This window comes from Kineococcus lubricus (assembly GCF_050871965.1).
GTDB lineage: Bacteria > Actinomycetota > Actinomycetes > Actinomycetales > Kineococcaceae > Kineococcus.
In genome coordinates, this window is sequence record NZ_JBJLSK010000020.1 from 39,519 (window position 1) to 53,156 (window position 13,638).

12 protein-coding genes are annotated in these 13,638 nt (G+C 74.8%); 11 read left to right on the plus strand and 1 reads right to left on the minus strand.

The genetic code is table 11. From position 1 onward, the window contains the following. Nucleotides 1-77 precede the first annotated feature (77 nt). The 5 genes from ACRYRX_RS15890 to ACRYRX_RS15910 are packed head-to-tail and all read left to right on the plus strand — an operon-like array spanning nt 78 to nt 5,705. Nucleotides 78-1,769, plus strand: coding sequence for an ABC transporter substrate-binding protein (locus ACRYRX_RS15890; RefSeq protein ID WP_432513266.1), 1,692 nt, complete (start codon nt 78-80; stop codon nt 1,767-1,769). Nucleotides 1,770-1,772: 3 nt separating this feature from the next. Beyond that, complete coding sequence (locus tag ACRYRX_RS15895) at nt 1,773-2,747, plus strand: ABC transporter permease (protein WP_432513268.1); 975 nt, start codon at nt 1,773-1,775, stop codon at nt 2,745-2,747. Continuing rightward, nucleotides 2,744-3,592 carry an ABC transporter permease gene (locus ACRYRX_RS15900; RefSeq protein ID WP_432513270.1) on the plus strand — a complete coding sequence of 283 codons (849 nt, stop codon included), beginning with the start codon at nt 2,744-2,746 and terminating at the stop codon, nt 3,590-3,592. Before ACRYRX_RS15895 ends, ACRYRX_RS15900 begins: the two co-directional genes overlap by 4 nt. Nucleotides 3,593-3,603: 11 nt before the next feature. Continuing rightward, a complete protein-coding gene (locus ACRYRX_RS15905; RefSeq protein WP_432513272.1) occupies nt 3,604-5,205 on the plus strand; it encodes a dipeptide ABC transporter ATP-binding protein in 1,602 nt (533 codons plus the stop codon). Between the two features lie 53 nt (nt 5,206-5,258). Further along, complete coding sequence (locus tag ACRYRX_RS15910; RefSeq protein WP_432513274.1) at nt 5,259-5,705, plus strand: riboflavin kinase; 447 nt, start codon at nt 5,259-5,261, stop codon at nt 5,703-5,705. A 10-nt stretch (nt 5,706-5,715) separates the two neighbouring features. On the opposite strand, the gene ACRYRX_RS15915 is transcribed toward ACRYRX_RS15910, so the two are convergent. Continuing rightward, nucleotides 5,716-7,164, minus strand: a complete 1,449-nt coding sequence (locus tag ACRYRX_RS15915; protein WP_432513276.1) for a helix-turn-helix domain-containing protein — start codon at nt 7,162-7,164, stop codon at nt 5,716-5,718. A 126-nt stretch (nt 7,165-7,290) separates the two neighbouring features. Between ACRYRX_RS15915 and aceA the strand changes: the two genes are divergently transcribed. From aceA to ACRYRX_RS15945, 6 genes are all read left to right on the plus strand, one after another. After that, on the plus strand, nt 7,291-8,601 hold the full coding sequence (gene aceA / locus ACRYRX_RS15920; protein ID WP_432513277.1) for an isocitrate lyase: 1,311 nt from the start codon (nt 7,291-7,293) through the stop codon (nt 8,599-8,601). Between the two features lie 12 nt (nt 8,602-8,613). Then, nucleotides 8,614-10,278: a malate synthase A gene (gene aceB / locus ACRYRX_RS15925; RefSeq protein ID WP_432513278.1), complete on the plus strand. Its 1,665-nt coding sequence runs from the start codon at nt 8,614-8,616 to the stop codon at nt 10,276-10,278. A 57-nt stretch (nt 10,279-10,335) separates the two neighbouring features. Beyond that, complete coding sequence (locus ACRYRX_RS15930) at nt 10,336-10,626, plus strand: GNAT family N-acetyltransferase (protein ID WP_432513279.1); 291 nt, start codon at nt 10,336-10,338, stop codon at nt 10,624-10,626. Nucleotides 10,627-10,651: 25 nt separating this feature from the next. After that, nucleotides 10,652-11,134, plus strand: coding sequence for a winged helix-turn-helix transcriptional regulator (locus ACRYRX_RS15935; protein ID WP_432513281.1), 483 nt, complete (start codon nt 10,652-10,654; stop codon nt 11,132-11,134). Nucleotides 11,135-11,192: 58 nt separating this feature from the next. After that, the gene (locus tag ACRYRX_RS15940) at nt 11,193-12,416 is read left to right on the plus strand and encodes a beta-ketoacyl-[acyl-carrier-protein] synthase family protein (RefSeq protein WP_432513283.1); all 1,224 of its coding nucleotides are present in this window, start codon (nt 11,193-11,195) and stop codon (nt 12,414-12,416) included. Nucleotides 12,417-12,509: 93 nt separating this feature from the next. Next, nucleotides 12,510-13,535 carry a LacI family DNA-binding transcriptional regulator gene (locus tag ACRYRX_RS15945; protein WP_432513285.1) on the plus strand — a complete coding sequence of 342 codons (1,026 nt, stop codon included), beginning with the start codon at nt 12,510-12,512 and terminating at the stop codon, nt 13,533-13,535. Nucleotides 13,536-13,638 lie beyond the last annotated feature (103 nt).

Here is a 13,638-nt window from a genome sequence, read left to right on the forward strand (position 1 = left end):
TTCGCGGCGCAACCCCGCACCGCACCGGTGGAACTCCCCGTGCGGTCCCACCCGCACGACCGAGGAGCCACGCCCCCATGCCCAGCACCACCACCGGAACCCCCGGAGCCCCCGGGACCACCGGTCCCCGCCCCACCCGCCGCGCCGTGTCCGCGGCCCTGGGCGCCGGGGCCGTCGGCACCTTCCTCACCGCCTGCGGAGGCGGCGCGTCGGGTTCGGAGAACGCCTCCGGGTCCGGGGCGGCGCAGCGGGGCGGGGACGTCGTCGTCCTCATCGACTCCCTCGGCGACACCTGGATCCCGAACAACAGCGCGATCTCCAGCTTCCAGGGGAACGTCTGGGGCCACGTCACCGACAAGCTCGTGTACGTCGACGGCGACGGGCAGGTCACGCCGTGGCTGGCCGAGTCGTGGGAGCAGAACCAGGACGCCACCGAGTTCACCCTGCACCTCAGGAGCGGGGTGACGTTCTCCGACGGGACCGCCCTGGACGCCGCGGCCGTGGTCGCGAACCTCGACTACTGGGCCAAGGGTCAGGCCGACCGGGGCGTCAACCCCATCGGCCTGTTCCCCAAGACCTACCTGGCCGCCTCGGCGGCGGACGCCTCGACCGTGGTGGTGGAGTTCAGCGCACCGACCCTGGGTTTCATCCCCACGCTGGGGTACCACGGGTCCATCCTGACGTCGCCGAAGACGATCGCGCTGCCGGCCGAGGGGCAGGCGGACCTCTCGCAGTTCAGCGGCAGCGGGCCGTTCACGGTGGAGAGCTGGAAGGAGGGCGACAACGTCGTCCTCGCCCGGCGCGACGACTACGCCTGGGGCCCGCAGGCCCTCGGCAAGAGCGACGCCGCGGCCCTGGACACCATCACGTACAAGATCGTCAAGGAGTCCTCGCTGCGGACCGCGAGCCTGCGGTCGAACCAGGCCGACGTCGTGTTCAACGCGACCCCGCAGGAACTGTCCGGCCTGCAGGACGCCGGGTTCACCGTCGCGACCCCGCGCTACCTCGGTTTCGCCCACGGGTACCGGCTGAACACCTCCGTCGCTCCCTTCGACGACGTCCTGGTCCGCCAGGCCTTCCAGCACGCCGTCGACCGCGACGAGATCCTGTCCACCGTCTACACCGGCGACTGGAAGAAGGCGGAGTCCTTCATCCAGTCCAACGTGCCCGAGGCGAGCGACCACTCCGCGGAGTTCGCCTTCGACGCCGACCTGGCCGCGCAGCTGCTCGACCGGGCCGGGTGGGTCGCCGGCGCCGACGGCGAGCGGTCCAAGGGCGGTCAGCCGCTGGCCGTCACCCTGTTCCCCAACCCCTACCTCGTGACGTCGCAGGCGATCGACGAGCTCGTGGCCCAGCAGCTCGGGAAGGTCGGGTTCACCGTCGACCTGCAGACCTTCGACGTCGTCACCTACGGCCAGCGCGTCTCGAACAACAAGTCGCTGTCGAACTACGAGGTCACCCGCAGCTTCATCGACGTCGGCACGGTCGCGAGCATCCTCACCAGCGCCGACGAGGGCGAGGACTGGTTCGGCGCGGGCGAGCGCGACCAGACGCTGAACCAGCTGCGCGACGCCGTGGCCGGCGCGGTCGACCCGGACACCCGCGCCACCTCGGTGGACCAGCTCCAGCAGTACGTCCTGGAACAGGCGCTGTTCGTCCCCCTGGAGCAGATCGTGCAGCGGATCTACGCCCACCGCTCCGACCTGGAGGGCGTCACGTACAACGGCGTCGCCTACGCCAACCTCTACACCGCGCACCTCGCGGGCTGAGCCGTGCACGGGTACCCGGGGTTCGCGGCCCGCCGCGTCGGCCAGGCCGTCGTCGTCGTCCTGCTCGCCTACGTCGCGACGTTCGTCGTCATCAGCGTCCTGCCCGGCGACCCGGTCACGAACACGCTGCGCAACCCGGAGAACGGGTTCACCGAGGACGAGATCGCCCGCATCGTCGGCTACTACGGGCTCGACCAGCCCGTGCTCGTGCAGCTGTGGGAGTCGTTGTCGCGGTTCGTCACCGGCGACCTGGGGGTGTCGCTGCGCAGCAACCGGCCGGTCGCGGAGTCGATCGCGGAGGTGCTGCCCTCCACCCTCGTCCTGGCCGCCGGGGCGCTGGCCGTCTCGGTCGCGCTGGCCGCCGCCGTCGCCCTCGGCACCCAGGTTCTGCCCCGCGCGGCGCAGGGCGTGCTGCGCTCGCTGCCCTCGCTGTTCCTGTCGGTGCCGAACTTCGTCATCGGCCTGGTGCTCATCCACGTCTTCGCGCTGGAGCTGGGCCTGTTCCGCATCATCGAACCGGACTCCGGCTGGGCCACCGCCTTCGCCGCCGTGGCCCTGGGGATCCCGGTCTCCGCCCAGCTCGCCGAGGTGCTCGTCTCCGGCCTGGACCACGAGTCGCGGCAGGAGTACGCCGCCGTCGCGCGGTCCCGGGGGCTGGGCCGGGGACGCCTGCTGCTGCGGCACCTGCTGCGGCCCAGCTCGCTGCCCGTCGTAACCGTGCTGGCCCTGACGGTCGGCGAACTGCTGGGCGGTGCCCTCATCACCGAGACGATCTTCGGCCGCGCCGGCATCGGCAGCCTCGTGGAGTCCTCGGTGACCACGCAGGACCTGCCCGTCCTGCAGGCCGTCGTGTCCCTGGCGGCCGTCGTGTTCGTCCTCGTCAACCTGGTGGCCGACCTCGTGTACCCGCTGCTGGACCCGCGCGTCCGCACCCCCCGCCCCGTGACCGTCCCGCGCGAGGAGCTGAGCGCAGCGTGAGCGGCACCGTCACCGCCTCCCGGGCGCAGCTCCCGGCGATCACCCGCCGCTCCGCGCACCGGGTCCCGCCGACCGTCGCCCTGTCCTTCGCCGTCCTGGCCCTCGTGCTCGCCTGGGCGCTGGCCCCGGGCCTGTTCACCCAGCAGGACCCCGTGCAGGGCGTGAGCGCGGACAAGCTCCTCGCCCCGAGCGCGGCGCACTGGTTCGGCACCGACCACCTCGGCCGGGACGAGTTCTCCCGCGTCGTGCACGGCACGGCGTCCTCGGTCACCAGCGCGCTCGTCGCGGTCGGGATCGGCGTCGTCGTCGGCGGCCTCGTCGGCCTGCTCGCCGGGTTCCTCGGAGGGCTGGTGGACGTCGTGCTGGCCCGCGTGGTCGACGTCCTGCTCGCTATCCCCAGCTTCCTGCTCGCCGTCATCGTCGTCAGCTCCCTGGGTTTCCAGACGATCAACGCGGCCATCGCCACGGGGATCTCCGCCGTCGCGGTGTTCGCCCGCGTCCTGCGCTCGGAGGTCCTGCGGACCCGGCGGTCGGTGTTCGTGGAGGCCTCGTTCCTGCAAGGGGGTTCGCGCACCCACGTGCTGCTGCGGCACGTGCTGCCCAACGCCTCGCGCACGGTGCTGGCCCTGGCCGTGCTGCAGTTCGGGCTGTCGATCCTCGTCATCGCCGGGCTCGCGTTCCTCGGCTACGGCGACCCGCCGCCGGCGTCGGACTGGGGTCTGCTCGTCTCGGCGGGCAAGGACTACCCGACCGCCCCGTGGCTGGTGCACGCACCCGCGGCCGTCACCATCGCCACCGTCCTGTCCGTGAACCGCGTCAGCCGCTGGCTGCGCGGGACCGCCTGAGGAGCCCTCCCGTGACCAAACCCCTGCTGCGGGTGCAGGACCTGTCGGTCGCCTACGACGGCACCCGGGTCGTGTCCGACGTGTCGTTCGAGATCCCCCCCGGCGGCAGCCTGGCCCTCATCGGGGAGTCCGGGTCGGGCAAGTCCACCACCGCCCGCGCCGTCCTGCGGCTGCTGCCCCGGCACACCGCCGAGGCCACCGGCACCGTCGAGGTCCTGGGCACCGACGTGCTGCGCACGCCCGAACGCCGGTTCCGCCCGCTGCGCGGGCGCACGATCGGTTTCGTCCCGCAGGACCCCGCCACCGCGTTCAACCCGGTGCGCCGCATCGGTTCCCAGGCCGAGGAGGCCGCCGCGCTCACCGGGGAACGGGACCGCCGGGTCCGCCGACGGCTGGTCCTGGACGTCTTCGAGCGCGTCGGGTTGCCCGACCCCGAGCGCGTCTACGACGCCTACCCGCACGAGCTGTCCGGCGGGATGCTGCAGCGCGTCCTCATCGGCCTCACCGTCCTGCCCCGCCCCGCGCTGCTGGTGGCCGACGAACCCACCAGCGCCCTCGACGTGACGATCCAGCGCCGCGTCCTGGACCTGCTCGGCGAACTGCGCACCGACCTCGGCATCGGGTTGCTGCTCATCACCCACGACCTGGCGATCGCCGCCGAGCGCACCGACCGGATCGTCGTGCTGCGCGACGGCCGCGTCGAGGAGGCCGGGCCCACCGCCGAGGTGTTCGGGGCCCCGCGCTCGCGGTACGCCCGGGACCTGCACGCCGACGTGCCCGCCCTGAACCCCGACCGGTACCGCCGCGGGACGCCGAGCGCCGCGGGCCCGGCGCGGCTGGAGCTGCGCGGGGTCACCAAGACGTTCCCGGGCGGGACGACGGCGCTGGACGACGTGTCGTTCTCCGTCCCGGCCGGGACGACGCACGCCCTGGTGGGCGAGTCCGGCTCGGGCAAGACGACGGCCGTGCGGGTCCTGCTGGGGCTCGAGCAGCCCGACGCCGGGCAGGTCCTCGTGGCCGGCGAGGCCGTCCAGGGCCGCTCGCACGCCGAGCTGCGGCAGACCCGCCGCCACCTGCAGCTCGTCTACCAGAACCCGTTCACGTCCCTGGACCCGACGTGGCGGCTCGACGCGGTCGTGCGTGAACCGCTGGACCGGTACGGCGTCGGGGACCGCGCCGAGCGCGACCGGCGGGTGGCCGAGGCGCTGGGCGCCGTCGGCCTGGACCGCGCCCTGTGGCGGCGACGCCCCACCGCGCTGTCCGGCGGCCAGCGCCAGCGCGTCGCGATCGCGCGCTCGCTGGTGCTGCGCCCCGACGTCGTCGTCCTGGACGAACCGACGTCCGCCCTGGACGTGAGCGTGCAGGCCGACATCGTCGAGGTCCTCGTGGACCTGCAGCGGCGGCTGGGGCTGACGTACCTGTTCGTCTCCCACGACCTCGCGCTCGTGCGGCAGTTCGCCGACACCGTCACCGTGCTGCGGCACGGGCGGGTCGTGGAGGAGGGGCCGGTCGCCCAGGTCCTCACCGCGCCCCGCGCGGAGTACAGCAAGGCCCTCGTCGCGGCCGTCCCGCGTCCGGCCCGGCCCGCCGAACCCGTCTCCCCCCGCTCCTGACCGCCGGCACCCGACCCCCCGAACCCGAGACCCGACCCCTGGAGGTGGCCGTCGTGCCGCTGCCCGTCCCCGGACCCCGCGCCGCCGTGCCCGCCGTGCCCGCCGTGGAGGTCCGCGGCGTCGTCGAGCACGGCGACGCCCGCGGCAGGCTCCTGGGGTTCCCCACCGCGAACGTCACCCTCACCGGGTCCGGCCCGGCGGACGGGGTGTGGGCCGGGACGGTGCAGGTCGACCCCGCGCACGACGGCCCGGTCCACGTCGCCGCCGTGTCCGTCGGCCGCCGCCCCACGTACTACGCCGACGGCGAGCGGCTGCTGGAGGCGCACCTGCTCGACGTCGCCGTGGACCTGTACGACCGCGAGGTCCTCGTGACCCTGCACCGCCACCTGCGTCCGCAGCTCGCGTTCCCCGGCCCGGCCGAGCTCGTGGAGCAGGTGCAGCGCGACGTCGCCGCGACCCGCGCGTGGGCCGGCGCGTGGACCGGCGCGGCCGTCGGGTGACTCCCGCCGCTCAGGGGGCGTGCCGCTCCAGGAACCGGTAGACCTCGGTGTCGTCGACCCCGGGGTAGGTGCCCGGGGGCAGCGCGGCCAGCAGGTGCGAGTGCGCCCGGGCCGCGGGCCGGGCGTGGGCCGCCCAGCGGCCGGCCAGCTCCGGCGGCGGGACCCGGCAGCACGAGGGGTCGGGGCAGCGCGACCGGGACCGCTCGGTGGTCTCCCGGCCCCGGAACCACTTCACGTGCGCGAAGGGGACCCCGACGCTCACCGAGAACTCCCCGGTGGCGTCGGTGTCGACCGCCGAGGTGCACCAGTACGTCCCGCTGGGGGTGTCGGTGTACTGGTGGTACGGCACGCCGCGGGGCCGGTCGAACACGGTGCGGGCGGTCCAGTTCCGGCACACCGGCTGCCCCTCGATGGCGCCGGTCGCGTCGACGGGGAACAGGACGCCGTCGTTCTCGTACGCCTTGGAGATCGTGCCGCTCTCGTGGACCCGCATGAAGTGCACGGGCAGGCCCAGGTCGTGGGTCGCGACGTTCGTGAACCGGTGCGCCGCCGTCTCGTAGGACACGCTGAACGCGTCCCGCACGTCCTCCACGGCGATGTCCCTGGCCTGCTTGGCGGCCGACAGCAGCCGCACGACCTCGTGGCGCGGGACCAGCAGGGCCGCGGCGAAGCAGTTCACCTCCACGCGCTGGCGCAGGAACTCCCGGTACCCCGCCGGCTCGCGGTGCTCCAGGACGAGGTGGCCCAGGGCCTGCAGCGCGACGGCCCGCCGCCGGTTCCCGCCGTCGGCCCGCAGGTAGACGACGCGGTGCCGGGTGTCGGTGACCGACCGGGAGGAGTGCGGCAGGTCCTCGGCGACCTCGAACCGGTACCCCAGGTGGTCGGCGAGGGCCTCGACGTGCCGCTCGGACAGCGGCCCCCCGGCGTACCCGACGGCCTTGAGCAGCGCGGCGGCCGCGTCCTCGACGTCGGCGAAGTGGTTGTCCTGCGCGCGCATGGTGCGGCGCAGCTCCACGTTGGCGTTGCGGGCCTCCTCGGGGGTGGCGGCCCGCTCGTGGGCGCGGCGGACGAGCTCGTCGTGCAGGCCGACGAGGGCCTCGAGGAGTTCGAGCTGCACCCGCTTGCCCGGCCGCACGGCCGGCAACCCCAGGGACGCGTAGAGCGGGGAACGCTGGGCGTGTTCCAGGCGGATCTCCAGGGCGGCGCGCCGGCTGGGGGGTTCGGCGTCCAGCAGCTCGGTCAGCGGGACACCGAGTTCGCGCGCCAGCGCGGTGAGCAGCGACAGCCTCGGTTCGCGCCGGCCGTTCTCCAGCAGCGACAACCGCGACGCCGAACTGCCGACGGCCGTGGCGAGGTCGTCCAGGGTGCGACCGCGGGCCGTGCGCAGGTGCCGCACCCGGCGGCCCAGGGTGACGGGGTCGCCGACGCCGCCGGCCCCGGCGGGAACGTCTTCGTCCATCCCTGCACGTTAGGGCAAGAACCGCGGTTCTTGACAGCCCCGGACCCCTCGCAGACCGCCCGGACACCAGGAAGCTCGACGACACCACCCCTCACGGGGATTCCGACACCGACGTGGGAGAGCACCGTGACCGAGACCCTGGAACAGATCACCTTGAGCCCCGCGGACGCGCTGCGCCGCGAGTGGGCGACCTCCCCGCGCTGGGCCCGGGTGCGGCGCGACTACACCGCCGAGGACGTGGTGCGCCTGCGCGGCCGCGTCACCGAGGAGCACACCCTGGCCCGGCTCGGCGCGCAGCGGCTGTGGGACCTGCTGCACACCCGCCCCTACGTCCACGCCCTCGGCGCCCTCACCGGGAACCAGGCCGTCCAGATGGTCAAGGCCGGCCTGGAGGCGATCTACCTCTCCGGCTGGCAGGTCGCCGCGGACGCCAACCTCTCCGGTCAGACGTACCCCGACCAGAGCCTGTACCCCGCGAACTCCGTCCCGGCCGTGGTGCGGCGCATCAACAACGCGCTGCTGCGCGCCGACGGGATCGACTGGGCCGAGCAGACCGGCGGCGACGGCGCGGACCGCGGGAACAGCCCGTGGCTCGCGCCGGTCGTCGCCGACGCCGAGGCCGGTTTCGGCGGTCCCCTGAACGCCTTCGAGCTGATGAAGTCGATGATCGCCGCGGGCGCGGCGGGCGTCCACTGGGAGGACCAGCTCGCCAGCGAGAAGAAGTGCGGCCACCTGGGCGGCAAGGTCCTCGTCCCGACCGCGCAGCACGTCCGCACCCTCAACGCGGCCCGGCTGGCCGCCGACGTCCTCGACGTCCCGACCCTCGTGATCGCCCGCACCGACGCCCTGGCCGCCGACCTGCTGACCAGCGACGTCGACGAGCGCGACCGCCGGTTCACCACCGGCGAACGCACCGGGGAGGGTTTCTCCCGGGTCCGCAGCGGTCCGGAGGCGGCGATCGCCCGCGGCGTCGCCTACGCCCCGTACGCCGACCTGCTGTGGGTCGAGACCGGGAAACCCGACCTCGGGTTCGCGGCGGAGTTCGCGCAGGAGATCGAGCAGGAGCACCCCGGCACGATGCTCGCCTACAACTGCTCCCCCTCGTTCAACTGGCGCGCGGCCCTGGACGACCAGCAGATCGCGACGTTCCAGCAGCGGCTCGGGGAACTGGGGTACGCGTTCCAGTTCATCACCCTGGCCGGGTTCCACGCCCTGAACCACTCGATGTTCGAGCTGGCCCGGGGGTACGCCCGCAGCGGCATGACGGCCTACGCCGAGCTGCAGACCCGGGAGTTCGACTCGGTCGAGCACGGCTACACCGCCGTCCGGCACCAGGCCGAGGTCGGCACCGGGTACTTCGACCACGTCACCCGCGCCCTGTCCCCGGACGCGGCCACCACCGCCATGTCCGGTTCCACCGAGCACGAGCAGTTCTGAGAGGGGACCGTCGTGACCGTCCTGACCCCGCGAGGACCCGTCGAGGTCCTCTCCCCCGCCCCCGCACGCGGTGCGGAACTGCTCACCCCCGACGCCCTGGGTCTCGTCGCCCTGCTGCACGACACCTTCGCCGGCCGCCGCGCCGACCTGCTGAGCGCCCGGCGGCACCGGACGAACCGGCTGCTGTCCGGGCAGGACCGGCTGGGTTTCGCCGAAAGCACCGCCCGGGTCCGCGAGGACCCCGCCTGGCGGGTCCCGGCCCCGCCGCCGGGCCTGACCCGCCGCCACGTGGAGATCACCGGGCCGCCGACCCGCACCATGACGGTGAACGCGCTGAACTCCGGCGCTGACGTGTGGATGGCCGACTTCGAGGACGCCACCTCGCCGACGTGGGCGAACGTCGTGGAGGGGCAGCGGAACCTGCTCGACGCCGTCGAGCGGCGCATCGACTTCACCACCCCGGAGGGGAAGGCGTACGTCCTGGGGGACACGACGCCCACGATCGTCGTGCGACCCCGCGGCTGGCACCTGGTGGAGAAGCACCTGCGGGTGCGGGGAGCCGCCGTCGCCGGGGCGTTCGTCGACGCCGGGCTGTTCCTGTTCCACTGCGCCCGCCGGCAACTGGCCCGGGGCCACGGCCCGTACTTCTACCTGCCGAAGCTGGAGTCGGCGGCCGAGGCGGCGCTGTGGCACGACGTGTTCGTCGTCGCCGAGGAGGCGCTGGACCTGCCGCGCGGCTCGATCCGCGCCACCGTCCTCGTCGAGACGCTGCCCGCGGTGTTCCAGATGCACGAGATCCTGCACGCGCTCGGCGAGCACGCCGCCGGGCTGAACGCGGGCCGGTGGGACTACCTGTTCAGCGCGATGAAGAACCTGCGCGAGGACCCCGCGGCGGTGCTGCCGGACCGGGCGTCGGTGACGATGACGGTGCCGTTCATGCGCGCCTACACCGACCTGCTGGTCCAGACCTGCCACCGGCGCGGGGCGATGGCCATCGGCGGGATGGCCGCGGCGGTCCCCTCGAAGGCCGACCCGGTGGCCGCGCAGCGGGCGCTGGCCGCGGTGCGGGCCGACAAGGAGCGGGAGGCCGGGGACGGGTTCGACGGGTCGTGGGTGGCGCACCCCGCCCTGGTGCCCACGGCCCGCGCCGCGTTCGGGGCCGTCCTGGGTGAGGCCGACGACCAGCGCCACCGGCTGCGCGAGGACGTGCGCGTGCGGGCCGAGGACCTGCTGGACCTGGGCTCGGCCGGGGGCCGGGTCACCGAGGCGGGGCTGCGGGCCGACCTGCGCGTGTGCCTGCTGTACCTGCAGGCGTGGCTGGGCGGGGCGGGCGCGGTGGCCGTGGACGGGTTCATGGAGGACGCCGCCACCGTCGAGATCTCCCGGACGCAGGTGCGGGTGTGGTTGCGGCACGGCACCGTGCTGGAGGACGGCCGGACCGTGGACGGGCGGCTGGTGCAGCGCACCCTGGACGAGGAGTTCGGCCGGGCGCTGGCGGACCTGCGGGCCGAACCCGGTGCCGCGCAGCGCCTCGAACGGGCCCGGCGGATCGTGGAGGGGGCGACGTTCGGGGCGGCGTTCCCGGCGTTCCTGACGACGGAGGCGTACGCGCGGCACCTCGTCGACCTGCCCGGGGTGGTCCTGCCGCGGGAGGCGCCGGAACCGGCGCTGGTGTGACCCGCGGCACCGTCCCGGCCCGGGAAGGCGGGCGGGGGCCGGGACGTTGCCGTGGTCGTGAGCACCGCGGACGAACTCGTCGTCACTCACGATGAACAGGCCCACCGCTGGGAGGGCCGGCTGGACGGGCGGGTGGTGGCGCTGGCCGACTACGTGCCGAGGGACGGGGCGATCGCCATGGTGCACACCGAGGTCGACCCGGCCCACGAGCACCAGGGCCTGGCGACGAAGGTGGTGGACGCGGCGCTGCTCGACGCCCGCGCCCGGGGGCTGAAGGTGGTCCCGGCGTGCTCGTTCGTGCGCCTGCACCTGCGGCGGCACGCCGAGGAGTACGCCGACGTCCTGTGAGCGGGTGTCGTCCTAACCTCGTGCGGTGAGCTCCACCGACCCGCCCGTCCCCGGACCGCCGCCCGTCGCGGACCCGGGGCGCCCGCGCACCTGCTCGATCGCCCGCACGCTGGAGCTGGTGGGCGAGAAGTGGTCGCTGCTGGCGGTGCGCGAGGTGTTCTACGGGGTGCACCGGTTCGACCGGATCGTGGCGAACACCGGCGCGCCGCGCGACGTGATGACCACGCGCCTGCGCCGGCTGGTGGAGGCCGGTGTCCTGGTCCGGGTGCCGTACTCCCAGCGGCCGCCGCGCTGGGAGTACCGGCTCACCGACGCCGGGCGCGACCTGCTGCCGGTCCTGATGGCGCTGATGAGCTGGGGGGACGAGCACCTGGCCGCGGACGGGCCGCCGGTGGTCTGGGGTCACGCGTGCGGGCACGACCTGGCGCCGCAGACGGTCTGCCGGTCGTGCGGTGAACCGGTGCGGGGCGAGGGGTTGGAGTTGCGACGCACGTCCGAGGCGCCCTGAGGGCCGGCGGCCGCCGAAGTCAGTTGGATTTTCCAACTGACTTCGGTACGTTCGCCGCGTGCGTGCACCCCAGAACCGTGTCGTCGCCGTCAGCGGCCTCGGGATCGTCAACCCCGCCGGCACCGGCACCGCCGCCTTCTGGCAGGGCCTGCTGGAACCGGCCGCCCCCGCCGCGGTCCGCCGCGTGCGGGGTTTCGACCCCGCCCGCTGGCTGACCCACCGCCGGCGGCGGACGCTGGACCGGGCGGCGCAGTTCGCCGTCGCCGCCGCCGACGAGGCCCTGCGCGAGGCCGGGCTCCTGGCCCACCCCGACGCCGACCCCGCCGACCCCGCCGCCCACGTCCTGCGCGACGTCGACCCCCTCGCGCTCGGCGTCGCCCTCGGCACCGGCATCGGCGGGGTCAGCACCCTGGAGGCCCAGCAGGCCGTCCTGGCCGGGCGCGGCCCGCGCCTGGTCTCCCCCTTCACCGTGCCCATGTCGATGCCGAACGCCCCCAGCGCCGCGCTGAGCATGCGCTACGGCGCCCGCGGGCCGGCCACGACGGTGACGACGGCCTGCGCGGCCGGCGCGGACGCGATCGCCGCCGGCGCGCGCCTGGTCGCCGCCGGCACCTGCGACGTCGTCCTGGCCGGCGGCGCCGACGTCAGCCTCACCCCCACCTGCCTGGCCGGGTTCGCGAACATGCGGGCCCTGAGCCCGACCGGGGTCTCGCGCCCCTTCGACCGCGACCGCGACGGCCTGGCCGCCGCGGAGGCCGCGGCCGTGCTGGTCCTGGAACCGCTCGAGCGGGTCCTGGCGCGCGGGGCCGTCCCGCACGTGGTGGTCGCCGGCGCCGCCTCCACCTCCGACGCCCACCACCTCACCGCTCCCCCGCCGGAGGGGACCGGCGCCCTGGAGTGCATGCGCCGGGCGCTGCGGGACGCCGGCCTCGAACCGTCCGAGCTCGGGCACGTCAACGCGCACGGCACGTCCACCGCGCTCAACGACGCCGCCGAGGCCCGTGCCCTGCGCACCCTCCTGGGCGGTTCGCGGACCCCCGTGACGAGCGTGAAGGGCGTCACCGGGCACGCGTTCGGCGCGGCCGGCGCGGTGGAGGCCGTCGCCGTCGCGCTCAGCGTGCGGACCGGTCTCATCCCGCCCACCGCCGGGCACGAGAACCTCGACGAGGACCTGGACGTGGACGTGGTGACGGCACCGACCCCGTGGGTGCCCGCACCGGTGCTGTCGAACAGCTTCGGCTTCGGCGGTCACAACGGCTCCCTGGTGCTCGCCCCCGCGTGAGGGGCCGCGCAGGGCACCATGTGTCCCGTGTCGTCCCCCGTGCCCAGCGAACAGCCACGCCGACGTGCCCGCCGGTCCCGTCCGTCCGGGCCGGTGACGCTCGACGACGTCGCCAAGGAGGCCGGGGTCTCCCTGGCGACGGCGTCGCGGGTCCTCAACGGCAGCACGCGGGTCGTCGGGGAGGCGCTGCGGGAGCGCGTGCACGCGGCGGCGGCCCGGCTCGACTACAGCGCCAACGCGCAGGCGCAGGCCATGGCGCGCGGCCGGTCCGACGTCGTGGGGCTGGTCGTGCACGACATCGCCGACCCGTACTTCTCCTCCCTGGCCGCGGGGGTGATGAACGCCGCCGAGGGGTCGGGGGCGATCGTGACGCTGGCAGTCAGCCGGGGTGACGCCGACCGCGAGGTCGCCCACGTCGCGGCCCTGCGCCGGCAGCGGGTGCGGGCGGTGCTCCTGGCCGGCTCGCGCTGGGCCGACCCCGTGCGCACGGACGCGCTGCGCTCGGAGCTGGAGGCGTTCCGCGGCGGCGGCGGGCTGGTGGCGGCCGCGACGCAGGACGTCCTGGGCGTCGACACCGTCCTGGTGGACAACGCCGGCGCCGCCGCGCGCCTGGCCGGGGCGGTGGCCGACCTGGGGTACCGGGAGGTGCTGCTGCTGGCCGGCCCGGAGGACCTGCTGACCGCCCGTGAGCGCACGAAGGGTTTCCTGGCCGGGCTCGGGGCGCGGGGCCTGGAGCCGGTGGAGCGGCTCGACGGCCCGTTCACCCGCGACGGCGCCTACGACAGCGTGGCGCGGTTCCTGCGGCGGGGTCCGCTGCGGCGGGTGGCCGGCCGGCCGCCGGTGCTGCTGGCGGCCAACGACGTCATGGCGGTCGGGGCGATCGCCGCGGCCCGCGACGCGGGGCTGGACGTGCCGGGGGACCTGGCGATCGCGGGGTTCGACGACATCCCGACGCTGCGGGACGTCTCCCCCGCCCTGACCACGGTGCGGTTGCCGCTCACCGAGATCGGGACGCGGTTGTTCGAGCTGGTCGACACGGCCGACGGCGGGCCGGTGCGCCGCGAGCACGTCGAGGGCGAGGTGCTGCTGCGGGCCAGCACGCCGCCGCTGACGTCCTGACCCTCCTGGGCGAGGTGTCTTCCGTCGGCCGGGGCGAGTTGCTACTGTCTCGCCGGTAAGCGCTATCCGCGCTGGTCGACGAAGACCTGGAGGAGCCGTGCAG